At 62.0% G+C, this 24,046-nt stretch carries 20 protein-coding genes; 11 read left to right on the forward strand and 9 right to left on the reverse strand.

Going from position 1 to position 24,046, the window contains the following annotated elements:
- Nucleotides 1–183: 183 nt before the first annotated feature.
- From LF599_RS12705 to LF599_RS12720, 4 genes are all read left to right on the forward strand, one after another.
- Nucleotides 184–3,705 carry an FAD-binding and (Fe-S)-binding domain-containing protein gene (locus LF599_RS12705; RefSeq protein WP_279521033.1) on the forward strand — a complete coding sequence of 1,174 codons (3,522 nt, stop codon included), beginning with the start codon at nucleotides 184–186 and terminating at the stop codon, nucleotides 3,703–3,705.
- A gap of 170 nt (nucleotides 3,706–3,875) precedes the next feature.
- Entirely contained in the window at nucleotides 3,876–4,289 is a 414-nt protein-coding gene (ruvX, locus tag LF599_RS12710) for a Holliday junction resolvase RuvX (RefSeq protein WP_279521034.1), read from the forward strand.
- Nucleotides 4,265–5,326: an endolytic transglycosylase MltG gene (mltG, locus tag LF599_RS12715; RefSeq protein WP_279521035.1), complete on the forward strand. Its 1,062-nt coding sequence runs from the start codon at nucleotides 4,265–4,267 to the stop codon at nucleotides 5,324–5,326. Before ruvX ends, mltG begins: the two co-directional genes overlap by 25 nt.
- 61 nt (nucleotides 5,327–5,387) lie before the next feature.
- Nucleotides 5,388–6,440, forward strand: coding sequence for a Ppx/GppA phosphatase family protein (locus LF599_RS12720; RefSeq protein ID WP_279521036.1), 1,053 nt, complete (start codon nucleotides 5,388–5,390; stop codon nucleotides 6,438–6,440).
- 13 nt (nucleotides 6,441–6,453) lie between these two features.
- Here the strand turns inward: LF599_RS12720 and lepB are convergent, their stop codons facing one another.
- The 4 genes from lepB to LF599_RS12740 form a co-directional block, all read right to left on the reverse strand.
- On the reverse strand, nucleotides 6,454–7,305 hold the full coding sequence (lepB, locus tag LF599_RS12725) for a signal peptidase I (protein WP_279521037.1): 852 nt from the start codon (nucleotides 7,303–7,305) through the stop codon (nucleotides 6,454–6,456).
- 164 nt (nucleotides 7,306–7,469) lie between these two features.
- Complete coding sequence (locus LF599_RS12730; protein WP_279521038.1) at nucleotides 7,470–8,489, reverse strand: glycosyltransferase family 2 protein; 1,020 nt, start codon at nucleotides 8,487–8,489, stop codon at nucleotides 7,470–7,472.
- A gap of 4 nt (nucleotides 8,490–8,493) precedes the next feature.
- Nucleotides 8,494–9,411, reverse strand: a complete 918-nt coding sequence (locus LF599_RS12735) for a TIGR00269 family protein (RefSeq protein WP_279521039.1) — start codon at nucleotides 9,409–9,411, stop codon at nucleotides 8,494–8,496.
- A gap of 11 nt (nucleotides 9,412–9,422) precedes the next feature.
- Nucleotides 9,423–9,620 (reverse strand): hypothetical protein, encoded by a 198-nt coding sequence (locus LF599_RS12740; RefSeq protein WP_269942141.1) that lies wholly within the window; start codon nucleotides 9,618–9,620, stop codon nucleotides 9,423–9,425.
- 205 nt (nucleotides 9,621–9,825) lie between these two features.
- Here LF599_RS12740 and LF599_RS12745 point away from each other — a divergent pair, with 205 nt between their 5' ends.
- From LF599_RS12745 to LF599_RS12765, 5 genes are all read left to right on the forward strand, one after another.
- A complete protein-coding gene (locus LF599_RS12745; RefSeq protein WP_269942140.1) occupies nucleotides 9,826–10,197 on the forward strand; it encodes a response regulator in 372 nt (123 codons plus the stop codon).
- Nucleotides 10,198–10,414: 217 nt separating this feature from the next.
- A complete protein-coding gene (locus tag LF599_RS12750; protein ID WP_279521040.1) occupies nucleotides 10,415–11,056 on the forward strand; it encodes a site-2 protease family protein in 642 nt (213 codons plus the stop codon).
- A 24-nt stretch (nucleotides 11,057–11,080) separates the two neighbouring features.
- Complete coding sequence (gene trpS / locus LF599_RS12755) at nucleotides 11,081–12,070, forward strand: tryptophan--tRNA ligase (RefSeq protein ID WP_279521041.1); 990 nt, start codon at nucleotides 11,081–11,083, stop codon at nucleotides 12,068–12,070.
- A 69-nt stretch (nucleotides 12,071–12,139) separates the two neighbouring features.
- Complete coding sequence (locus LF599_RS12760) at nucleotides 12,140–12,568, forward strand: FKBP-type peptidyl-prolyl cis-trans isomerase (RefSeq protein WP_279521042.1); 429 nt, start codon at nucleotides 12,140–12,142, stop codon at nucleotides 12,566–12,568.
- 76 nt (nucleotides 12,569–12,644) lie between these two features.
- Nucleotides 12,645–13,820, forward strand: a complete 1,176-nt coding sequence (locus LF599_RS12765) for a pyridoxal phosphate-dependent aminotransferase (protein WP_279521043.1) — start codon at nucleotides 12,645–12,647, stop codon at nucleotides 13,818–13,820.
- Nucleotides 13,821–14,208: 388 nt separating this feature from the next.
- On the opposite strand, the gene LF599_RS12770 is transcribed toward LF599_RS12765, so the two are convergent.
- Nucleotides 14,209–14,823 (reverse strand): hypothetical protein, encoded by a 615-nt coding sequence (locus tag LF599_RS12770; protein ID WP_279521044.1) that lies wholly within the window; start codon nucleotides 14,821–14,823, stop codon nucleotides 14,209–14,211.
- Between the two features lie 157 nt (nucleotides 14,824–14,980).
- Here LF599_RS12770 and LF599_RS12775 point away from each other — a divergent pair, with 157 nt between their 5' ends.
- Nucleotides 14,981–15,277, forward strand: coding sequence for a late competence development ComFB family protein (locus LF599_RS12775; protein ID WP_279521045.1), 297 nt, complete (start codon nucleotides 14,981–14,983; stop codon nucleotides 15,275–15,277).
- Nucleotides 15,278–15,352: 75 nt separating this feature from the next.
- On the opposite strand, the gene LF599_RS12780 is transcribed toward LF599_RS12775, so the two are convergent.
- The 4 genes from LF599_RS12780 to LF599_RS12795 all read right to left on the reverse strand — a co-directional run bounded on the left by LF599_RS12780 (nucleotide 15,353) and on the right by LF599_RS12795 (nucleotide 20,582).
- A complete protein-coding gene (locus LF599_RS12780) occupies nucleotides 15,353–18,523 on the reverse strand; it encodes an efflux RND transporter permease subunit (RefSeq protein ID WP_279521046.1) in 3,171 nt (1,056 codons plus the stop codon).
- A gap of 8 nt (nucleotides 18,524–18,531) precedes the next feature.
- The gene (locus LF599_RS12785) at nucleotides 18,532–19,602 is read right to left on the reverse strand and encodes an efflux RND transporter periplasmic adaptor subunit (RefSeq protein WP_279521047.1); all 1,071 of its coding nucleotides are present in this window, start codon (nucleotides 19,600–19,602) and stop codon (nucleotides 18,532–18,534) included.
- A complete protein-coding gene (locus tag LF599_RS12790; RefSeq protein ID WP_279521048.1) occupies nucleotides 19,602–19,970 on the reverse strand; it encodes a hypothetical protein in 369 nt (122 codons plus the stop codon). Before LF599_RS12790 ends, LF599_RS12785 begins: the two co-directional genes overlap by 1 nt.
- A gap of 138 nt (nucleotides 19,971–20,108) precedes the next feature.
- Nucleotides 20,109–20,582 (reverse strand): MarR family winged helix-turn-helix transcriptional regulator, encoded by a 474-nt coding sequence (locus LF599_RS12795; protein ID WP_279521049.1) that lies wholly within the window; start codon nucleotides 20,580–20,582, stop codon nucleotides 20,109–20,111.
- Nucleotides 20,583–20,676: 94 nt separating this feature from the next.
- Here LF599_RS12795 and LF599_RS12800 point away from each other — a divergent pair, with 94 nt between their 5' ends.
- Nucleotides 20,677–23,775 carry a UvrD-helicase domain-containing protein gene (locus tag LF599_RS12800; protein WP_279521050.1) on the forward strand — a complete coding sequence of 1,033 codons (3,099 nt, stop codon included), beginning with the start codon at nucleotides 20,677–20,679 and terminating at the stop codon, nucleotides 23,773–23,775.
- Nucleotides 23,776–24,046 lie beyond the last annotated feature (271 nt).

The following is a 24,046-nucleotide window of genomic DNA, read 5'->3' on the forward strand; positions in this document are numbered from 1 at the left end:
CTCAATTATAGAATTACTTTATATTGACTGATAAAACAAATTTAAGTCAAGCGATTGCAACACTCATCGTTTTATATTTTTTTAAAAACCACCCAAAGCACGAAGCGAATCGGCCCAAACTTGCCAACCGGGCAAAAAGGGCTTAACTCTCACCTCTTCACCCAACCCATGGAGTAATAAGACATGGCCCAGCTCGGACCTCATATATCTATTTCCGATGAACAGCTCATCACCCGCGCCCTCGGAGTGGTGGACATGGAACAGTTTCAGCATTGGCCCGAAAAGGTGAAGAAACTCGCCTCGAACCTGGCCGCTGAGCTCTTCCTCGTGCGCTACAACCCTTTCATCGACCCGGAACTGGTCCGCACGGCCGTGGACCGGCGGCTGAACATGTCCCGGCCCATGCTGGACCGCGAGTTCGCCACCATCCTGACCAAGGGAATCGAACTTTTCTGGGAACGTCACGGCAACGAGTTGGCCTTCCGGGACGAAATAGTGAAACGCCTCAAGTCGTTCATGCCCGAGGACGCCATCGGCCACGAGCCGCACTCGCGCATCGAATCGGCCACCGACGCCACGGACCTGCGCATGGAACTGCCCATGCTCGTACTCTTCCCCGATGACGAGGCGCAGATTCAGGGAATCGTCCGGCTGGCCAACGAAATGCGTTTCGGGCTCATCCCGCGCGGCGGCGGCACGGGCCTGACCGGCGGAGCCATCCCGGCCGAAGCGCGCAGCGTGATCCTGTCGCTCTCCCGCTTCAAGCGGATCATCGACATCGACCCGGAAGAGCGGACCATGACCGCCCAGTCCGGGGTCATCACCCTGAACGCCATCCAGGCGGCGGCCAAGAAGGGGCTGCTCTTCACGGTGGACCCGGCCTCCAAGGCGGGCTCCTCCCTGGGCGGCAACATTTCCGAGAACGCGGGCGGACCGTTCGCCTTCGAATACGGCACGACCATCGACAATCTTCTCAGCTACCGCATGGTCCGGCCCGACGGCTCGCTCATCGAGATTCGCCGCAAGGACCACCCGCGCCACAAAATCTACCCTTCCGACACGGCCGTATTCGAAATTCTCGACGACCGTGGCAAACTCCTCGACACGGTGACGCTCGGGGGCGACGAAATACGCGGTCCCGGGCTCGGCAAGGACGTTTCCAACAAGTATCTGGGCGGCCTGCCCGGCGTGCAGAAGGAAGGAACCGACGGCATCATCACCACCGCCACCTTCATCTGCCACCCCACCCTGGCCCACTCGCAGGTGCTTTGCCTGGAGTTCTTCGGCCGGTCCATGAACAACGCCATGCTGGTCATCAAGGACGTGGTCAGGATGCGCGACTCCATCCGCGAGGAAGGAGACCGGGTCAAAATCTCCGCCCTGGAGGAATTCGGACCGAAGTACGTCCAGGCCATCGAATACCAGACCAAGTCCACCCGCTACGAAGGCGACCCCATCTCGGTCATCATCATGCAGCTCGACTCGGACGACCGGGAAGCCCTGGACGCTGCCTGCCAGACAGTGCTCGCCCTGGCCCAGCCCTACGACGGCGTGGACATCTTCGCCGCCCGCGACGAACGCGAGGCCGAGCTGTTCTGGGAAGACCGCCACAAGCTGTCCGCCATCGCCAAGCGCACCTCGGGCTTCAAGGTCAACGAGGACGTGGTCATTCCCATGGAGGTCATCCCCCAATTCTCGGAGTTCCTCGAAGACCTGAACCTGGTCTACCTGGCCAAGATATACTCGACCACCCTGGACAAGATCGAAGACCTGGAAGGCATCAATCCCAAGGATGCGGACATCGGGGAAGCGCGCGAGCGCATCCGGTCCATCCTCGACGGCGACGTCACTTCCCGCGACTTTTCCGACGTCGAGCAGGAGGCCCAGTGCCGGTTCCTGTTCCTGAAGTTGCGCGACACCTATCCCAAACTCGACCGCGAGATTAAGGACCTGTGGCAGGAGCTCCAGCTCAAGCGCATCGTCATCGCCAACCACATGCACGCCGGAGACGGCAACTGCCACGTGAACCTGCCGGTCAACTCCAACGACGCGGACATGCTCGCCGCCGCGCATGAAGCCGCCGACACGGTCATGACCAAGGTTCTGGAAATCGGCGGCCAGGTATCCGGCGAACACGGCATCGGCATCACCAAGATAGGCTTCCTGAGCGAGGCAAAGATCAAGGCCCTGACCGAATATCGCGCAGAGATGGACCCGAACGGCGTGTTCAACCCCGGCAAGCTGACTTCGCGCGAACTGCCGAGCACGCCTTTCACCTTCTCCTTCAACCGGCTCATCCAAGACCTGGACGCGACCGCGCTCAAGGACAAGGAAGCCCTCATGGGGCTGCTGAAAAACATCCAGACCTGCACCCGCTGCGGAAAGTGCAAACAGGTCTGCCCCATGTACCAGCCCGCCCGCGGGCTCATGTACCACCCGCGCAACAAGAACATCGCGCTCGGCGCGCTCATCGAGGGCATCTACTACTCGCAGACCCAGACCGGCGAGCCCGCACACGAGCTGATGAAGGAACTGCGGGACCTCATGGACCACTGCACCGCCTGCGGCAAATGCCAGGCCGTCTGCCCCGTCAAGATCGACTCGGCCGGAGCCGCCCTGTCCATGCGCTCCTTCCTCGATTCCAAGGGCAAGTCCGGCCACCCGCTCAAGCAGGTCATCCTGCGCAACCTGGCCAAGAACCCGGCTCAGACCCTGCCCATGGCCGCCAAGGTCCTGGCCGTGGGCCAGTCCCTCCAGGACAAGACGCTCGGCATGATTCCGGCCCGCTGGCTGTCCAGAATCCAGTCGCCCGTGGTCAAAAATCGCAGTCCGCACATGGACTACCACAACCTGGCGGAACGGCTGCGCCTCGAAGAGGGCTCGGTCTTCAGGAATCCGGGCGCGGACCGCGACCAGACCGTGCTCTACTTCCCCGGCTGCGGCGCATCGCTTTTCTCCCGGTCCATCGGCATGGCCTCGGTCTATCTGCTGCTCAAATCCGGCGTGAACGTGGTCCTGCCCGACCACCACATGTGCTGCGGCTACCCCCTGCTCGCCTCGGGCTGCGAGGAGGCATACAAGACCAACCGCCACCGCAACGTGCAGGAATTCCTGGACCTGCTGGTAAAGACCGGCAAGGCGGGGCTCAAGGCGACCACCCTGCTCACGGCCTGCGGCACCTGCCGCGAATCGCTGGAAACGTATGACTTTTCCTCCGAGCTGGCCGACCCGCTCAAGCACCTCGACGTGGTCCAGTTCCTCCTGGAGCGGCTGCCCGCCGTGCGCCGGGCCGAACCGATCCTGTACCACTCCGCCTGCCACATGGAGTGGACCGGCGTGCCCAAGCTCAAGGCCCCGGAGATGTACCGCGCGGCCCTGGCGGGGCTGACCGGATCGAACGTGGACCTCTCGCCCGGCTGCTGCGGCGAATCCGGTCTCGGCGCCCTGACCAGTCCGGCCATCTACAACCGGCTGCGCGAGCGCAAGCAGGAACAGTTGCGCGAGGACCTCGGCTTTGACCGCCACCGCCCCATCGTGGTGGGCTGCCCGTCCTGCAAGGTGGGCATCAAGCGGTCCATGCTGCAAATGAAGCGGCCCAACCGCGTCCTTCATGCCGTGGAATACCTGGCCGAATGCGTGGGCGGCCCCAAGTGGGAAAAGGAACTCAACGAACTGCTCGACAAGGTGGACCGCAAGGGGGCCTAGCCCCCTCTGGATTCCCCCTATCGGCCCGGGTGCGCCCGGCTTCCGAAGGCCCGAACCTACACATGGAGGAGACCATGGACAGCCTCGGCGTAATAGACGCCCCAGGCAAGCCCGGAGCCCGTGTTCTGGCCGCGCGCCGCTCAACCGGCCTCCCTTCGGAGGCCGAATAGATGCGTGTGCTCGGCATAGACTTCGGCCTCAAACGCGTGGGGCTGGCCGTCTGCGACCCGACGGGAACCCTGGTGTCGCCCTTCCGGACCATTGAACGGACCACCCGGCAGGCGCTCTTTGACGAACTGACCGACATCATTCATGATGAGGCCATCGAGGCGGTGGTGGTCGGCCTCCCGCTCGCCATGTCGGGCGAGGAGACCCTGACCACCCGGCAGGCCCGCAATTTCGCCGAGAGCCTGGAACGAAGGATCGACGCCCCCATCCATCTCATGGATGAGCGGCTGACCTCGGCCCAGGCCGAAGAGGAACTCAACGCCGCCGGGCTGCGCGGCAAAAAACGCAAGGCCGTCCTGGACAGCCAGGCGGCCGTGGTCATCCTTCGCTCATGGCTCGATTCCGTTACGTCCTGATCTCCCTGGCCCTGCTGGCCACCCTGACCGCGCTCGGCGCGGGCGGCTACGCATGGTACAAGGCGTGGCAGGAACAGCAGTTCCTGACCACCGCGCCCGAAACGCCCGGCCGCGAAGTCCAGTTCCGTGTGGAGCCGGGCCAGATATTCACCACCATCGCCGCCAATCTCAAGAACGAGGGGCTCATCACCGACACCCGCCGCTTTTATCAGTTGGCCGTGCGCACCGGACGGGGCTCGGCCGTACGCGCCGGGGTATTCCGCCTGTCCACGGGATGGGTGCCCGAACGCATCCTGACCGAACTAACCTCGTCCAGCGGGGTCATGCACCGGGTCTCGGTCCGCGAAGGACTGACTTGGTGGCAGACGGCCCGGGTCCTTGAAGAGGCGGGCCTCGGCGACGCGGCCGGTTTCGCCAAGGCCGTGGCCGACCCCGAGCTGCTGGCCGAATTCGGCATCGAGGCCGGAGACGCCGAGGGATACCTCTTCCCCGAGACCTATCTGGTCACTCCGCCCAAGGACCGCCCCTCGCGCCACATGGCCGAGGTCATGCTCCGGGAATTCTTCCGGAGCATAAGGAAGATATGGCCCGCCGGACCGCCACCCGCAGAAGAGTTGCGCAAGATCGTTATCCTGGCCTCCCTCGTCGAAAAGGAGACAGGCGACGCAACGGAACGCGCCCGCATTTCGGGAGTGTTCCACAACAGGCTGAAAAAGCACATGCTCATCCAATGCGATCCCACGGTCATCTACGGCATGGGCCCGGACTTCGACGGCAACCTGAAAAAAAGCGACCTCCAGAACAAGGACAACGCCTACAATACCTATGTGCACCGGGGGTTGCCGCCCGGCCCCATTTGCTCGCCAGGCCTGGAATCCCTCATGGCCGCCGTCCACCCGGAAGAACATGGCTATCTCTATTTTGTCGCCAAGGGAGACGGCTCGCACCATTTCAGCCGAACCCTTTCGGAACACAACCGGGCCGTACGTACGTATCAGCTCAAGCGCAACCGCGCCACGTACCGTTCCACCAAGTAGTAACGGCTCTCGGCCCGGCGTTGCGGTGTCTCCGTTTTTTCTATAGGTTACAGGGGAAATCGTGACAGGATTCAAAGGGGAAAAGATGCGTCCGAGACTGAATACGGCACTGCTGACGGGATTGCTCCTCGTTATGCTCACGGCCTCGCCCGGAGCGGCGCAGGACGTCACCGTTGTCCGGCGCGCGGCCTTCGACATCGGCGCGGCGGTCATCAAATGCATCATCGCCGATGTGGACGTCTCCACGGGACTGATCGTCAACACCGTGGACAGCCTGTCCGAAAAGGTCGATTTCGCCGAAGACCTGAGCCGTTCCTATGACGGCAACCTGAGCAAGGGAGTCATGGATCAGGGGATCAATATCCTCGAACGATTCAAGGCCGTGGCCGTGGCGAAGAACGCCCTGGAATACTCCGCCGTGGGCGGCAGGCTCTTCCAGAAGGCCCAGAACGGCAGGGCGTATTTCGTGCGCATCCGCCAGGAGACAGGCATTCCGTCGCGGGTAATCTCGGAGCAGCAAGCGGCCATGCTCAGCTTTCATGCCGTGCGCCACGCGCTGGCGGGCAAGGCGGGCGACCTTCTGGTATGGGACATCGGCGGCAACTCCATGCAGATGACTATCCGCAAGCCCGACGGCGGCCTACTCTTCTATTTAGACCCCATGGCCGCAGTGGCCTTCAAAAACGTGGTCATCCAAACCATCCAGAAAAAGGACATCAACATAACGGTCAGCCCCAACCCGGTCAGCGTCGGGGAGGTAAGCCAAGCCCGGGCCCACATCCAGGCCCACGCGGCCATGACCGTTCCCAGGTATATTTGCAACAAGCTGGCCAACCAGGAACTGACCGTGGCGGGAATCGGCGGGGTACACTACTATTCCGTGCCCGAGGTTATAGGCAACCGCAAGGCGACCTACACCCGCGACGAAGTGGCGACGGCCCTCAATAAATGGACCGGCAAGACCGACAAGGACTTCAACAGCGAATACGCCGAGAGCCGCCTGACCAACCTCATCCTGGTCCTGGGCTACATGGACGCCCTGGGCATCAGGGAAGTCCGCCCGCTGAAGATCAACCAGGCCGACGGCCTGCTGGCTGCCCGCGAATTCTGGTAGGCCGCCCCGCCGCCTAGCGCAAAGGCGCGCCCAACCTCTCCGTCCAGTCGGAAGCCCCGGTATCGCCGGGGAAATACACGTATCCGGCCCTTCCCTTTATCCGCGCCCGGGGCACGGCTCCGAGCCAACGCGAGTCATAACTGTCCTCGCGGTTGTCTCCCATGAGGAAATACTCGTCCCCACCCAGGACCACAGGCCCGAAAACATCCCGCACCGGAATCATCCCCTCCTTGGTATGAACGGCGTATGTCTCCTCCAGGGGGACACCGTTCACCAACACCTGCCGGTCCCTGATCTCAACGGTCTCGCCGGGCAGACCGACGATCCGCTTCACGAAATCAAGCTCCCGGGTGGCGGGCAGGGAAAAAATGACGATCTCGCCCCGGCGCAGTTCGTCCTCGGGCTCCAGGACCTCGACCATGAAGTGATCGCCCTCACGGATGGTGGGCAGCATGGATGCGGACGGCACCTGGTAGGCCATGAAGAACCGGCTCTTGACCACCTCCTCGAACACCAGGCCCGAAACAAGGCTGACGATCAGGCAAAGCAGATAGACCCACCATTGGTTATACTGCTTGAGCGTGTATTCGGACAGTTTGCGGGCCGAGGCGAAAGCCTCCCCGGCCACGAACAAATTGTAGCCGAGCAGGATGGACACGCACAGAAGCATGGCCGCGAAATCGGCCCAGAACAGAAGCATGAACAAGGCCAGGGCCAGCTCGGCCAGATAAAAGCCGATCCCCTTTTTCCACTGACCGTTATAGACCTGGCCCAATCCCGGCGCAGCCAGGGAAAGGAGCAGGGCCAGCCACGGATTGCGGGACTTGACGGCGTTCCGCTTCGTTTGAATATCGTTATGGGCCACGGGTGAACCCTCCCGAACCGGAGGCGACCGGCTTGAGCGGTTTGTCCCCGGCCTTGCGCTCTTGGCCGGGGCCGCGATCCGATGCGGATGCGGGACAAGGAAGAACCCTTGTCTAAAGGAAAGAGTGCCAGATTCCGGCACGTTTGGCTAGACGAAGACGATAATCAGGCGGCCGGAATGTAGTCCCGGCCAAGGACACAGCCCCGCGCGTCCAAGAACTTGAAAATATCCTCGCGCGCGCCCCGACTGGCCACGTAGGGGATGCAGAACCCTTCCCCCGGCCCCGGAACCTCCTCGCGATCGCGGACCGTCAGGCCGTTCACGGTGTGGCCGATCTTTTTCGGGTCCACATCATAATAGGCGGCGAATTCGATGCCGTGGGCAAGCAGCAGGTCGGCCCGCTTGCGGGTGGTCCGCCCCGAACCGAGAATGTGGACCACCGGATGATGCGGATTGTTGCGCTCCAGCCAGCGCGCCAGATACTCGGTCTTGATGCGGTAGAAAGCGTCCACATCGTAACGCGGATGGGTGCGCGACAGCCTGTCCGGCGGATCGTTCCAGACCAGCAGCTCGGCGTCAGCCTTCATCATGCGCACACCGCCCTCCAACCAGCGCAGGAGCAGGTCGTAATCCTCGGGAAAATCGCCTTCCCGGTAGGGACCGTATTTATCAAGACAGGACCGCCGGAACATGATGGACGGGTTGGGCACGGGAAATTCCACGAACCTATTCAGGCTGATGGCCTCGTGGGTCAGCAGCTTGTTGGTCCAGTCCACGTAATGAGCATACCCGCGACAGGTCTCGCGGCAGCCGCCGAATCGCACCCGGCAACCGACGAGACCGACATCGGGGCGGTTGTCGAGAAGCGTTGCCTGCGCCGCCAGCCGTCCCGGCAGGACAATATCGTCGGCGTCCATGCGCGCGATGAACTCGCCCCGCGCGGCTTCGATGGCCGCGTTGGCCGCCCGGATGACGCCGCCGTGCGCGATGGACAAGCAACGGACGCGGGAATCCCGGCGCGCGTATTCGGCCAGGATTCCCGCGGTGTCGTCGGTGCTGCCGTCGTCCACGGCCACCACTTCGAAGTCCGCGCCATCCTGGGCCAGGAGCGAATCGAGCGCCCCGGCCACGGTATCCCCGCACTCGTAGCAGGGCATGGTCACGGATATTCTCGGAGCGGCCACAGCCCTACTCCGCCTGCGCCTTGCTCTCGGCCACGGCCGCCTTGATACGGCAGACCGAGCATATCTCGGCGCTGGTGGGCGATCCGCACTCGGTGCACGGGGCGAGTTCGGCCCCGCTTTCCTTCTCCATGTGAGCGAAAGCGGGCTTTCCATTCTTGAGGAACGACTGATAGAATTGGAGCTTCTGGCCGGGGCTGCGGTGCTCAAGCTCTCCCCACAATTCCTTGTGGCTGGTGAAACTGGCCCCCGAGGCATACGGACAGGGATCGGAATGTATTTCTATTTCCTTGAGAAAGGCGTAGTTCGCGGTCTCGAACTCGCTCAACCTGAACAGCGGCTTGACCTTGCGCACGAATCCCTCGGACGCGGGCAGGACCGGCCCCTGATCGGACAGGTAGGCCGTGTCCCAGCGCAGGGTGTTGGCGAACAGCCGAGCCACCTCGTCGTCGAGGTTGTGGCCCGTGGCCAGGACGTCGAAGCCCTCCTCCACGGCGATGCGGTTGAAATGATGACGCTTCATCTTTCCGCACACGGCGCAGACCGGGCGTTTGATGTGCTTTTTGACGTCGGGGATAGGCAGCCCCCAGGCCGCCATCTCGAAGACGCGCAAGGGCAGTCCGTGAAGCGCGCAGAAATCCTCGACCTTTTTCCGGGCCTTCTCCGACGAATTCGGGATGCCCAGATCAATATGCAGGCCGGTCACGTCGTACCCCTGCAACTTCAATTCGAGCATCAGCGCGAGGGAATCCTTGCCCCCGGACAGGGCCACCAGAATCCGGTCATCGCGGGTGAACATCTTTTCGCGGCGGATGGCAGTCTCCACCTGCTTGGTGAAAAAGAGCGGATAACAATCCGCGCAAAAGCCGGAATGATGGCTCGGCAAGGCAACATGGGCCGTCTTGCGGCATCGGGTGCATTTCATATCTCGCCCCCCTAGCCGGCCGAGGTTACTTTGCGGACCAGAAGCTCGTCGCCGTGGGAAAGCTTGCGGTCCGGGGTGAGCAGCTCGCCGCCCCGGGCGACGAGAGCCATGGTGGAACGGAGCTGCAATCTGTTCAGTACAGCCTGCACCGTGCGAATGTCGCTCAGCTCGATGCGCTTTCCGTCCGGTTCAAGATTGACAAAGATCATGTGGGTCTCCTTTGCCGCAGGTCATTTTGAGGGCCAACGGCTGGGCGGACAGTACCCATGTTGGCGGCCGAGTTCAAGTCCGGCCCCCGCCGCCTCGCGGACCGGGAACGCGATGATTATTCGCCATAAAGGTTCAAACCGCGGTTGACCCTAAACCGAAATATCGCCTATGTTCAGAACAAGGGCTAAATCCAAGGAGGAAGCCATGAGTCAACCAAAGATTCTCGTCGTCGACGATGAAAAACACATCCGAATGCTCTATAGGGAAGAACTGGAGGCGGACGGCTACACCGTGGCCACCTCGGACGGCGAAGAGGATATTCTTGACGTCGTCGCCAGGGAACATCCGACCATCGTCATTCTGGACATCAAACTGGGCGTCAATCGTTCCGGGCTCGACCTGTTGCAGGAAATCCGCACCAAGGACCAACAGATCCCCGTCATACTCTCGACGGCCTACGATTCCTTCCAGCATGATCTCAAATCCATCGCGGCCGACTACTACGTGGTCAAGTCGGTGGATCTGACCGAATTAAAGGACAAGGTAAGGATGGCCCTGAACAAAGCCGGCGCGTAACCGAACGCCCCGAGAGTTCCTTCCCGAGACGACGCCTTCCCGCAGGGGGAGGCGTCCGGCTTTTTGCCGCGCGGGAGCCTATGCCGCGCAAGGCGCGTCCGAGCGGTCTTCCCAGGCTCTCCCCAAAAGCGAAAATCGCGTAAAAACCGCCGTACACGGCGGGTTCCCCGGCTGAAATCGCTTGCCGCCCAACCCCGTTGCATGGTAGCCGCACCAGATGTTCAATATCACCGCACAGGATATCCAGATATACCTGACCCTGGCGCCCGGGCTGCTCATCGCCCTGGTCTTCCACGAAGTGGCCCACGGTTATGTGGCCTACCTCCTGGGCGACCCCACGGCCAAGTCCGAGGGACGGCTGACCCTCAACCCGCTCAAGCACCTGGACCCCATCGGCACCCTGGCGTTCTTTTTCGTCCATTTCGGCTGGGCGAGACCCGTTCCGGTCAACGCCCGCTACTTCCGCAACCCGCGCAAGGGCATGATGTTCACCGCCATGGCCGGGCCGGGCATCAACTTCATCCTGGCCGCCGCGTTCGCCGCCGCGTTCCATCTCATGGGGCTGTTCGGGCTGAGCCCCGCCAACGCCCTCTATGCCGTCGCCTATTACGGGGTCTTCGTGAACCTCATTCTGGCCGCCTTCAATCTTTTGCCCATCCCGCCGCTGGACGGCAGCAACATCCTGGCGTACTTTCTCTCTCCCCGGGCCGCCTACAAGTATATGTCGCTGAGCCGCTACGGGTTCATCATCCTCATAGCCATCATCCTGCTCGGCCGATACACCGGGCTTGATATCGTCGGCCGGGTGATCGTTCCCCTGGTCCGAGGCCTGGGCTCCCTGCTGGGTGTGCCCCTCTAACCTCTAACCGCAGACCACTTCATCATGAGCGAAAAACAACGAATCCTCTCCGGCATGAGACCCACCGGTCCCCTTCACCTCGGCCACTACTTCGGCGTCATCGACAACTGGCTGAAGCTTCAGGAAGAATATGACTGTTATTTCTTCGTGGCCGACTGGCACGCCCTGACCAGCGAATACGCCGATCCCACCCGCATCAAGGGTTTCATTCCCGGCCTGGTCAAGGATTGGGTGGCCGCCGGACTGGATCCGGAAAAATGCTCCATCTTCCAGCAGTCCCAGATCAAGGAGCACGCCGAACTCAACCTGATTCTGTCCATGTACACCCCGCTGGGCTGGCTCGAACGCTGCCCCACGTACAAGGACCAGAAGGAACAGTTGACCCAAAAAGACCTGAACACCCACGGATTTCTCGGCTATCCGGTCCTCATGTCCGTCGACATTCTCATGTACAAGCCCCTGGCTGTGCCCGTCGGCAAGGACCAGTTGCCCCACCTGGAGCTGACCCGCGAAATCGCGCGCCGCTTCAACCACCTGAACAACACCGAACTGTTCCCGGAACCGGCCGACATGCTCACCGAGGCTCCGGTCCTGCCCGGCCTGGACGGACGCAAGATGTCCAAGAGCTACGGCAACTCCATCATGCTCTCCGAGCCGATGGACGAGATCATGCCCAAGGTTCGCGGCATGAAGACCGACGAAAACCGGCTGCGCAAGTCCGATCCGGGCGATCCCGAAATCTGCAACCTCTTCCCCTACCACAAGCTCATGACCGACCCGGAGAAACTCCCCGAGATCGTCAAGGGGTGCAAGGACGCCTCCTGGGGCTGCGTGGACTGCAAGAAGCTGCTCATGAAATCCCTGGAACAGTTCCTCACCCCCCTGCACGAACGCCGCGCCGCCTGCACCGACGAACGGGTGCGGGAAATCCTCGAAGCCGGCAACGCGAAAGCCCGTGTATATGCCCAGCAGACCATGGAAGAGGTCCGCAAGGTCATCAACTTCGACTTCTAGGTCAAAATAGGCTATACTGAGGAAATCCACCCGGCCAAGGCCGGGTCCAACAACCATCCAGGAGATTCTATGACTGCGCAGAAAGGCAGCACCGTCAAGGTTCACTACACCGGCACCCTCAAGGAGGACGGCAGCCAGTTCGATTCCAGCCAGGGCCGCGAGCCGCTGGAGTTCAAGCTCGGAGAAGGCATGGTCATCGCCGGTTTCGAGAATGCCGTGATAGGCCGGTCCGCGGGCGACACCGTGACCGTGGAAATCCCGCCCGAAGAGGGATACGGCTCCCCCAGCGCAGAACTGGTCTTCCAGGTCCGTCGCGAGCAGCTTCCCCCCGACGTGGAACTGGAAGAGGGAATCATGCTGGAAATCCGCACCGAGGACGGCCAGCCCGCCTATGTCCGTGTGACCGAGTTCGACGCCGAAACGGTGACCCTGGACGGCAACCACCCCCTGGCCGGTGAAACGCTGGTCTTTGATATTGAAATCGTGGAAGTAGCGTAAAAGATTAAACTTCGACAAACTTCCCCGCCTCTTGCTGCATCGGCGAGGGGCGGGGTTTTATTTTAAGAGACGCGACATGAGCATATCCGACAGATGCTGCGGCATCGCCCCGTTCCTGGCCATGGAGATTAACGAAAAAGCCGAAGCCATGGAGCGGGCCGGGCAGTCCGTCATCCGCATGTGTGTGGGCGAACCCGACTTCGACACCCCCGAATGCGCGAAGAAGGCCGCCTGCAAGGCCCTCGACGAGAACCTGACCCACTACACCCATTCACTCGGCATCCGCGAACTGCGCGAAGCCATCTGTGAAGACTACGAAAAACGCTACGGCGTGACCCTCGATCCCGACAACATGGTCGTCACCCAGGGCACCAGCCCGGCCATGCTCGTCCTCTTCTCCACGATCCTCCAGAAAGGCGACAAGGTCATCACGTCCGATCCGTGCTACGCCTGCTACGACAATTTCATCCTGTTCTCAGGAGCCGAACCCGTCAAAGTCCCGGTCTTCGAGGACGACGGCTTCCAGTACCGCGTGTCCGCCATCCGCAAGGCCCTGGCCGAAAACGATGGGATCAAGGCCATCCTCATCAACTCACCGGCCAACCCCACCGGCACCCTGCTCTCCGAGGAGCGCCTCAAGGCCATCGCGGAAATCGCCGAAGAGCACGACCTGTGGATCATCTCGGACGAAATCTACCACGGCCTGGTCTACGAAGGTAAGGAACACTCCATTCTCGAATACACGGACCGCGCATTCGTCTTCAACGGCTTCTCCAAGCTCTACGCCATGACCGGCTGGCGGCTCGGCTACCTCATCTCCCCGCCGAACTTCATGCGCACCCTCCGGAACCTCTGCCAGAACTTCTTCATCTCGGCCAACACCATGGCCCAATGGGGCGGACTGGCCGCCCTCAAGGAAGCAGGGGCCGACGTCGAACGCATGAAGGCCACCTACAACAAGCGACGCGTCTACATGCTCGAACGCCTCAACAACATGGGGCTGCCCGTCAAGAACGAGCCCACCGGCGCCTTCTACATCCTCGTCAACATGCGCAACCAGGCCGCCAAGTTCAACGGCTCCTCCCTGGAACTGGCCTACGATATCCTCGAAAAAGCCCATGTCGCCGTCACACCCGGCATCGACTTCGGACAAGGCGCGGAAGGCTACGTCCGCTTCTCCTACGCCACCTCCATGGCCAACATCGAGGAAGGCATGAACCGCCTGGAACAATACCTGAAAGACTGCGCCTAAACACGGCCAACCACACGACCCGCAACGGGGGCATGGACACATGCCCCCGTTTTTTTGCGCCCGACGAACGGGACGACAGGAAGGGAGGCCTCGCCGGCGGGCGTCTCCGACGGCCAGGGCGCTGCCCTGGACCCGCCAGAGAACCTTTTGAAAAAGGTTCTCTGGACTCTCCAAAACTTTTTAGCGCCGCTTCGCGGGGAACACGCTCATAATTTTCGGGAGATCCAGAAAAAGGGCACCTTCGAACTTCCCCCTGCGACCCAAACGCGAAGCGACCCAAAAAGTTTAGGAAGGAAAAGGGGATGGGGTCCGGGGAAGGGGAAAGGGAAAGCCCTTTTCAAAGGGTTTCCCTTTCCCCTTCCCCCGGCCGCCGGAGGCATCCCCCTTTCTACACCCTGATGTCCAATCCCTTGTAGGGGGTGAAACCGGCACCGACGACTATGCCGCCGGGAGCGAAGAGGTCCTGGGTATTCATGTTGGTGGAGTACCACCAGGCCATGGCGTCGGTGGACAGGGTTCGGTTCATGTCCTGTTCGGAGAGACGGTTCTTGGCCGTGGCGACGAGTTTACCGAACTGGAGGGTCCGGCCGAGTTGCTCGACCTTGTCGGGATTGGCCGAAAAATAGGCATTTATCATCTCCCGGTCCGGGTGCTCGCCGATTACGGTGGCGGACCCGGCGGAATCGTAGTGAAGGCGGAAAGCGGCGGAAGTGTCCACGCCCAGACTTTCGAGATCGGCCTCGACTTCGTCGTTCCATGTCTTGAGCATATCGTCATACCGGGCTTCGATGTCGACAAAGGCCAACTCGCGGCTGTTGTCCGGCGTTGCCGAGGAGAGCAGATCGCGAAGATAGCCGCGCATAACCGCGCCGGACGACGCGACCTCGTCCCGCCGGTTTTTTGACTGCTCCGGTCCAAGGGGAAATTCGCTGTCCGAAACGGTTTTTCTCGAACGCCTGTACGTGTACCCTTGTACAGTCTGTTCAATAGGTTTGGTGGACATGGAGCTTCTCCACGCAAAGGTTTCAACCGGGAAAACGAAGACGGCTTCACTATATCCGTAGCATGAAATATACCATTCGATTGCCAAGCAACGGCCATACGGGTTACCATGCCGCAACTCCTGACAAAAACCGCAGAACCCCGAGGGAGGGCCGACCATGCTCAAAAAAACGTTGAAGATACGCGGGGTGGACGTCTCCAAAATAGCGAACCGCAATGAAAACCGGGTTGCCACGCTGATCCCGGAGATCATCGAGGAATATTACGAAGACTATATTTTCGAGGACCTCGACATCCAGGACATCTACGCCCTGACCCTGAATTTGCTCCCGGCCGCCTATGCCCAGGCCGGGTCCATCGTCCTCTCCGACCGCATCTCGGATTACGAAATCCGGTCCCGAATCCGGGACGCGGTGGAGCGGGTCCTGGACAACCCCACCCGAGCGAACGATTAATCCGCGATCGCCGCAAAAATAAAACGGCCCGCCATGACGAACATGGCGGGCCGTTTGTTTGCTTGTAGGATGCGATCAGGCTTCTTCGCGCTTGCCGCCCCGCTTCTCCATGGGGATGACGAACATGAGCAGAGCCGGAATGACGAACACGGTAAAAACCGTGGACAAGGCCAGCCCGCCCAGAACCACCGCTCCCAGGCCGCGATACAGCTCGGAGCCGGGGCCGGGAGCCACGGCCAGGGGGAGCATTCCGAAAACCGAGGTGGTGGCGGACATGTAAATAGGCCGCAACCTGGTCCGGGTGGCTTCGAGCACTGCTTCCTTGTAGTCCATGCCTTGTTCCCGGACGTTGCCGAGCGACTGGTGGACGATAAGGATGGCGTTGTTCACGACCACACCGATAAGGATGACGAACCCGAGCATGGTCAGGATGTCGAGGGGCTGTGGAGCGATGAACAGATTTTCCAGGCGCAGCCCCATGAACCCGCCTGCACCCGCCAGGGGTACGGTGAACATGATGATCAGCGGGTAGATAAAATTTTCGAACAGCGCGGACATGAGCAGGTAGGTGATGACCAGCGCCAGGATGAAGTTCCACTGGAGTGCCTCTCGGGTCACGGTGAGCTTGTCGGCCGCGCCGGACAACCGCACGGACACGCCGTGCATGAGCCCGGTCTGCTCCACCTGGGGCAAAAGTTGCTGTTCGATGATCTCCATGGCGGATTGCAGGGGCATGTCCACGGGCGGCGTGACCTGGAGGGTGATGGTCCGCTGCCTCTCCAGATGGCGGATCTGAGTCACTCCATAGGTGTTCTCCATGGCGGCCAGCGACGACAGCGGCACGGCCCATCCCTTGGGAGTGGCCACGAGCTGCGAATACAGTTCCTCGGGCGTGGCCACGTCCTCGGCCGAGGCCTTGAGCACCAGGTCGATCTTTTTCTTGCCCTCTTCCTTAAAGTCGCCCACCTGGCGTCCGTCCAGGATGACGTCCAGCGCGGTACCCAGGTCTTCCGAACTCAGCCCCACGGCCTTGAGCCGGTCGCGGTAGGGATGGAAGCGCACCTCGGGGTAAAGCAGTTCCAGGGACGGGATGGGCCGGATCTGCGCACCGTGGATGGTCTGCATGGTCATGCCGAACATGGCCCCGGCCGCGGACACTAGCTGGTTCAAGTCCTCGCCCGAGAAATCCACGTTGATGACCCGGCCTTCGCCCAGCCCCTGTTCGAAGATGGACGCCTGGAGCGACACGCCGAACATGCCGGGAATGGATCTGATGATCCCCATGAGCTCGGGGATGAGCTTGCCCGCGTTCTGCTCCTGGGTGGAAATGGCCCCGAACAGATTGATGGTCGGCGCGGACACGTAGAAGAGCTCGTCCACGCCGGGAGTGCCGTCCACTTCCTTGCGGAACCGGGGCCTGACCCGGTCGAAGACGTACTTGCCGATGTCGTCGCGCTCCTCGAAGGACAGGCCTGGCGGCGGAATGAGGATGTTCAGGATGAGATTGCGGTTGCCCTGGGGAAGGTACTCCATCTTCGGGAACATGGTCACGACCATGAGCACGGACACGGCGGTCAGGGCGAAAACCGTGATCAGCCGCCCCTTCCAGTTGTCGATGGCCAGGGAGAGCAGGTTGATGATCCCGTCGGCCGACTTGCCGCCGACCAAGGTCAGGGGGGCCATCACCCGCTTGACCAGGGACAGCCCGGCCGGTGCGCGCGGCCCGTCCTCCCCGCCCCCGGGCCGTTTGCGGCGGTCCGCGATGCGGTAGAACTGGTTGGCCAGCATGGGGATAACCAGGACGGACACGAGCATGGACAGGACGATGGCGCAGGTCACGGCGATGGCGATGTCCTTGAACAGCTGCCCGGCCTCCTGCTCCATGAAGACCACGGGCAGGAACACGGCCACGGTGGTCAGGGTGGAGGCCAGGACCGCGCCCCAGACCTCGCTAGCCCCGTCGTAGGCGGCCTTGAACGACGATTTGCCCATGCGCCTGTGGCGGTCCACGTTTTCAAGGACCACGATGGCGTTGTCCACGAGCATGCCCACGGCGAACGAGATGCCCGCCATGGAGACGATGTTCAGGGACCGCCCGACGGCCGCGAAGATGATGAACGCGCCCACAATGGACACCGGTATGCTCACGGCCACGATAACCGTGGAGCTGACGGACTGGAGAAAGATGAACAGGACTGCGATGGCCAGGACCGAGCCGATGAGGATGTTGCGCTGGACCAGGTCGATGGCGCCGTTGATGTACGGCCGCTGGTCGTAGACCCAGTTGAAACGCACGCCCTGCCCGGCCAGGCGTCCGGCGTTGAGGTCCTCGATGACCTGATGGACGCTGTCGGTCATGGTCAGGATGTTGGTGCCCGGCTCGGGGCGCACGCCCACGACCATGCCGGTCTTGCCGTTGTGGCGCATGGCCACTGTGGGCTTCTCGTTGCCGCGCGACACCGTGGCCACGTCGCCCAGGTTGACGCGGTACTGGCCGGACGAGGAGATGACCACGGACTCGACGTCCTCCGGGGTCTTGAAGTCGGCGGGGGTGCGGATGCGGTAGTCCCGGCGGCCAACCCCCAGGGTGCCCGCCGACACGGACACGTTCTCGCTCCTGAGCACCTCGATCAATTCGGTGGCGGTCAGGTTGTAGGAAGCGAGCTTGACTGGATCGACGATGACGTCCATCTCGTCCTCGCGCCCGCCCCCGATGAACAGCTCGGCCACGCCCGGGACGCGCTCGATGTACTGCCGGACCTCGTTTTCGAAGAACGTCCGGTAGGTGGTCACGTCCTTGTCGTTGCCCGGCAGGGTTTCGAGGACCATCCAGATGACCGGGGAGGTGGTCGCGCCCGTGGCCGAGATGATCGGCCGGTCCACGTCGTCCGGGTATTCCGGCACCTCGTCGAGCTTATTGGACACGCGTAGCAGGGCGCTGTCGATCTCGGTGCCGATCTCGAAAGTCAGGGTCAGTTCGGTGCGGGCGTTGTAGTTGGCGCTCTCCATCTCGGTCAGGCCGGGGATGCCTTTGAGTACCTTTTCCTGCTCCTCGGCCACATCGCGCTCCATCTCGTAAGGCGTGGCCCCGGTCCAGGTGGTGGTCACGGTGATGACCGGCTCGGTCACGTTGGGCGAGAGCTGGTACGGCAGGCCGAGCAGAGCCACCGCGCCGAACATGACGACGAGGATGACGCCCACCAGGACGGCCACGGGCTTACGTATGGCGGTTCCGACGATATCCACGATCCCTCCTAGGGCAGCCCGGCGGGTTGCGCAGCCACGGGCTGTTGCGGCTGGAGCCGCTCGTTGCCCTTGACGACCACGTCCATGCCCTCCCGCAGGGTCTTGGACTTAACCCCGGCCTCCATGCCCCGGTAGCCGACCACGTACACGGGCATGGGGTCGGCCTTGCCGTCCACCACGGCCCAGACGACCATCTGCCCGCGGGAGGAGATGATCGCGTCGCGCGGCACGATCAGGGTCTTTCCGCCCAATCCCTTGGGCAGGACCACCCGGGCCTCCATGCCCTCGGCCAGGAACCCGTCGTTGTGCACGCGAATCTTGACCGGAAAGGTGCGCGTAGCCACGTCGCCCTTGGGAATGGCCGCAAAGACCGAACCCTCCACGTCACGGCCCGCCACCTTGACGGTCACCTTCAGGCCAGGCTTGACCACGCCGAAGGCCTCACGCGGGGCGTTGACCACCACGTCGAAATCCTTGTCCGCGGCCATGACGGCCACGGTGGCGCCCACGGAGACCCAGTCGCCCCGAAACGCCCTGCGCTCCAGGACAACGCCGTCGTAGGGCGCGCGGATGGTCTTCTTGCCGCGCTCTGTGAGCAGCCGGTTAAGAATGGCCCGGGCGGCGATCATATTCTTTTCGGCGGACAGGGCGGACAGCCGCTTGTCGTCGTATTCGCCCTCGGCCACGGTGCGGCTCTTGAACAATTTGGTGGTCCGCTCGTTTTCGAGCTTGGCCAGCTCGTAGTCGGCCTGGGCCTGATCCACCAGGGCTCGAGCGTTGGCGATGCTACTGTCCAGAATGTCCGAAGAAAGGACCACCAGGGGATCGCCCTTGGCGACGCGCTGGCCGTCCTCCACGTCCAAGGACACAACCTTGCCCTCGACCTCGGCGGCCACGTTGGAAGTTTCCGTGAAATAAACCGTGCCGATGAATTCGATATGGGGAGCCATGTCGCCGCAGGTCACCTTGGCCGTGACCACAGGGGACGCGGGACTCGCACCCGGCGCCTGGGCCAGGGCCGGAACGGCCAGCAGGACCGCTAGGCAAAAGACTACCGCACTCTTCAGGAATCTCTTCATCACTCACTCTTCTTCCGTAAGTTTTTCCAGGGCTTGAAAACAAACACAAAAATCGTGGCGACCAGGACCGCAACCTGGACGAGTCCCCATATGAAATTCATTTTCTGATTATACAGATACGCCCCGTCACGCAGCGCATCAAAGCCCAGCTCGCCGGAGATGTGCATCATTGCCGTCTCCCAGGGACCGAGGCAGACTGTGCCGAAGACGATGGCCGTAACCGTGACGACCCATTTGAAGATCAGCCAGCCGTGCCGGAAAAAACCGAATCCGGTGAACAGGGAATAGGCCAGCCCGGTAAGCAGGCAGCCGAAAGCGCCCGGCACGACCACCACGGCCATGTCCACATGATGGATGGCCCGGTTCATGCCGTAAAGCTCGCGCCCATCCGTCGCGCCCGGCTTGAAAAAATAGAGAAGAATCAGGGGCGATGCCGCCCCCGACCCAGCAGGCGACCGTGCACAAATGCAGTCCCTTCAGCCACTTCTGCCCCCCGGCCCCCAATTTCAACATGATTCGTTCCTCATGCAACAGGCTTCGTCCAGGTGGGGTTCGATGAGCTGCCACAGAACCCGCTTGCACACGGCGAGGTCCTCTGGGTCCACATGCCTGACTATCGCGGCGCGGCTCTCCAGAACTATGTCCAGGGTGAAATCCACCAGTTCACGGCCCTTCTTGGTTATGTATATGCACTTGACCCTTCGGTCGTCGTCCCCCGGCTCTCGGCGTACGAGGCCATGTTTTTCCAGGGCCGCCACAAGACGGCTGACACCGGTTTTTTCCTGGGAGAGCATATCACAAAGCCTTCCCTGAGTCAGCCCGTCGATCTTGTACGCGGGCAACAAGGCGCGCCACTGCTCCACCGTGATCTTGACCCCCGCTTCGGCGAAGCGGACGGCCAGATCGTTGGCAAAGACGCGGGACGCCTTCCAGGAAAGGAAACCAACGGATTCCTTCGGGTTCAGACGGTCAAAATTCATGGCAAAAGTTGTATCTGCAACAAACAATATCGTCAACCCATTTTGGGCCGACGACGGGTTGCAATAATAGGAGGATACCTATACTGTTCAGTCCATGGAAAGATTCACCGCCGACCTGCACATTCATTCCCGTTTTTCGCGTGCCACCAGCAAGAACCTGACCATCCGGAACCTGGCTGCCTGGGGTCGTCTCAAGGGACTTTCCGTCCTTGGCTCGGGCGACTTCACCCACCCCGAATGGCTGGCCGAAATCGAAGAGCAACTGGAGGACAACGGCAAGGGCCTTTTCGTCCTCAGGGAGCCCGACGGGCTGGAAAAGGAAATCCCCACCTTTGACGGAGAGATTCCCGGCCGCACCCGTTTCATGCTCCAGACGGAGATCAGCTCGATCTACAAGCGCGGCGGCAAGGTCCGCAAGGTGCACAACCTTGTCTTCATGCCCAACCTGGACGCGGTGTACAAATTCAACGAAAGGCTCGGCGAAGTGGGCAACCTGGCCTCGGATGGCCGTCCCATCCTCGGACTGGACTCCCGCGATCTTCTGGACCTGGTGCTGGACACCCACTCGCAGGCATTCCTGGTCCCGGCCCACATCTGGACGCCGTGGTTCTCCCTGTTCGGCTCCAAATCCGGCTTCAATTCCATCCGCGAATGCTTCGGCGACTACGCCGAGGAGATATTCGCCATGGAGACCGGACTTTCCTCGGACCCCGAAATGAACTGGACTTGGTCCGAACTGGACCGCATTAGGCTCATCTCCAACTCCGACGCCCACTCCGGCGAAAAGCTCGGCCGGGAAACCAACCTGTTCCGCGGCGAAATTTCCTATGAAGGCATCTACCGCGCCCTGCGCGGCGAAGGGCTGGGGAACAAATTCCTCGGCACAGTCGAATTCTTCCCCGAGGAGGGCAAGTACCACATGGACGGCCACCGCAAATGCGGCGTATCCATGGATCCCCACGAGACCATCGCCCGCGACGGCATCTGCCCGGTCTGCGGCAAGCCCGTGACCGTGGGCGTATACAACCGCGTGCTGGAACTGGCGGACCGCGAGGAGCCGGTCCAGCCTGCGGGCGCGCCCGGCTTCGTCTCGCTCATTCCGCTCAAGGAGATCCTATCCGAGGTGCTCGGCGTCGGTCCGGGCTCCAAGAAGGTCAACCACCTTTACATGAAGCTCATTCGGGAGTTCGGCAACGAACTCGACATCCTCCAGCGGGCACCCGCCGAGGATCTCAACCGCTTTTCCTGCCACCTGGCCGAAGGCATCACCCGTATGCGCGACGGGCAGGTCATCCGCAAAGCCGGGTTCGACGGTGAATTCGGCGTCATCTCGGTCTTCTCGGAAAAAGAGCGGGCCCAGATCAAGAACGGGGGCGAACTGATCCACATTCCCCGTCCCGAACCCCGGCCCGATCCGGGGCTGACCACGCCCTGCCGCGCCGTCGCAAGGCCCAAGATCGAGGCCGTGCCGCTGTCCTACAACCAGGGCCAGCGGCAAGCCATCGACGCGGGCCCCGGCCCGGTGCTTGTCCTTGCCGGTCCCGGCACGGGCAAGACCCAGACCCTCATGGGACGGGTGGAACGGCTCATGGACGAAGGCGTCAACCCCAAGCGCATCCTGGCCCTGACCTTCACCAAGCGGGCCGCCCAGGAAATGCGCGACAGGCTGCACGCCCTTCGCGGCGAAAATGCCGAGATGCCCCAGGCGGGCACCCTGCATTCCCTGTGCTTCGACTACTGGAAGCACGCCTATTCCGAGACGCCCATCGTGGTGCCCGAGGACGCGGCCAAAAAACTTTTCGTCGAGGTCAACCCGGATTTTTCGGGCAGGAACCTCAACCACTATTGGAACAAGTACCTCCTGGCCCGGGAACAACTGACCGAGTTACCCGAGAATCTGGCCGAGGCGCACATCAACTACGGCAACCAGAAAAACCACTGGGACCTGGTCGACTATACCGACCTGCTGGAGTTCATGCTCGAACAGAGCGGCGCGCCCACTTTCCACATGCCCTACAGCCATGTCCTGGTGGACGAGGTCCAGGACCTCAGCCCCCTGCAACTGGCCGTCATCAAGGGCATCGCCGGAACCGCGGGCGAGGGACTGTTCTTCATCGGCGACCCCAAGCAGTCCATTTACGGATTCCGGGGTGCCGTGGGCAATGTGGAGGAACACCTCAAGGGACTGTGGCCGAACATCAAATCCATCACCCTGACCGACAACTACCGCTCTGGCCAGACCATCCTTGATGGCGCGGGCAACCTTTTCCCGGACTCGCCGCGCCTCACGGCCCGCAAGGACATCACCGCCACCATGCACATGTTCGAGGCCCCGGACTCCCTGCATGAGGCCACCTGGATCAGCGACAAGATCAAGGGGCTCATCGGGGCCACCAGCCACTCCATCGCGGACAACGAGGGAGGCGGCGAAATGGCTCCGGGCGACATCGCCGTGCTGGTGCGCTTCAAGCAGATCATCCCGACCATCGAAAAGGCGCTCAAGCGCGCCGGCGTGCCCGTGTCCACCCCCGAACTGGAAGGATTCTGGCAGGAACCGCGCGTGGCCGCCATCCTCAAGGCCGCGCAGCAATTCCTGGGCATGACCCTGTCCGGCGTGGAAGACACCATCGAGATTCCGGATCACATTCTGGCCAAGGGCCCCGTCGGCCTGGCCGCCTACCTGAACGAAACCCCGCCCTTCGACCAGTTTTTCTGGGACAGCCGCCAGTTCAAGGAACTCAAGGCCGAATTCGACCGGCGCGGCGGCTGGCAGGGGTTGGTCAACTGGGTATCGTTGCAAACTGAGCTGGAACTTGTCCGCCGAACCGCGGAGAAGGTCCAGATCATGACCCTGCACGCCTCCAAGGGGCTGGAATTCGAAGCCGTGTTCATGCCCGCCTGCGAGGAAGGCATCCTGCCGTTCGCGGGCATGGACCTCCTCACCGCAAAAATCACTCTGACCCCCGGCCGGGGGCAGCGTTTCCACGAGGAACGCCGCCTCATGTACGTGGGTATGACGCGCGCGCGGCGCAATCTCTATCTCACCTACGCCCAGGAAAGACAGCTCTTCGGCAGGACCCTGTCTCTGCCGAGGTCACGCTATCTGCGGGAAATCCCCGAGGCACTCCTGACAAAATCAGCCCTGGCCGCACGCAAGGTGACCAAGGAAAAGCAGCTCGGCCTGCTCGACTAGAGAAAGAAGCGACACCTTCACGCTCCGCATGATCTGCGGGACGCGAAGACGCCGAGCCGGTGTAACCGGCGGTAAACATCCAAGGTGTGAAACCGATGTTGAAACAATTCTCTATACACGGCCATAGCCCAAACCCCGCCACGCCGCCCGCCATCCGGACGGCGCGCCGCAAACGCCATGCACCAAAATTCTAATTCCCGGAAACCGAACGGATTCCCGCCCGAGGCCCGAAAGGCCAAAGACGAATCAGCGCGTCCCGACCTCCCCTCCG

The sequence above is a fragment of the Pseudodesulfovibrio thermohalotolerans genome (genome assembly GCF_021353295.2).
GTDB classification, from domain to species: domain Bacteria; phylum Desulfobacterota; class Desulfovibrionia; order Desulfovibrionales; family Desulfovibrionaceae; genus Pseudodesulfovibrio; species Pseudodesulfovibrio thermohalotolerans.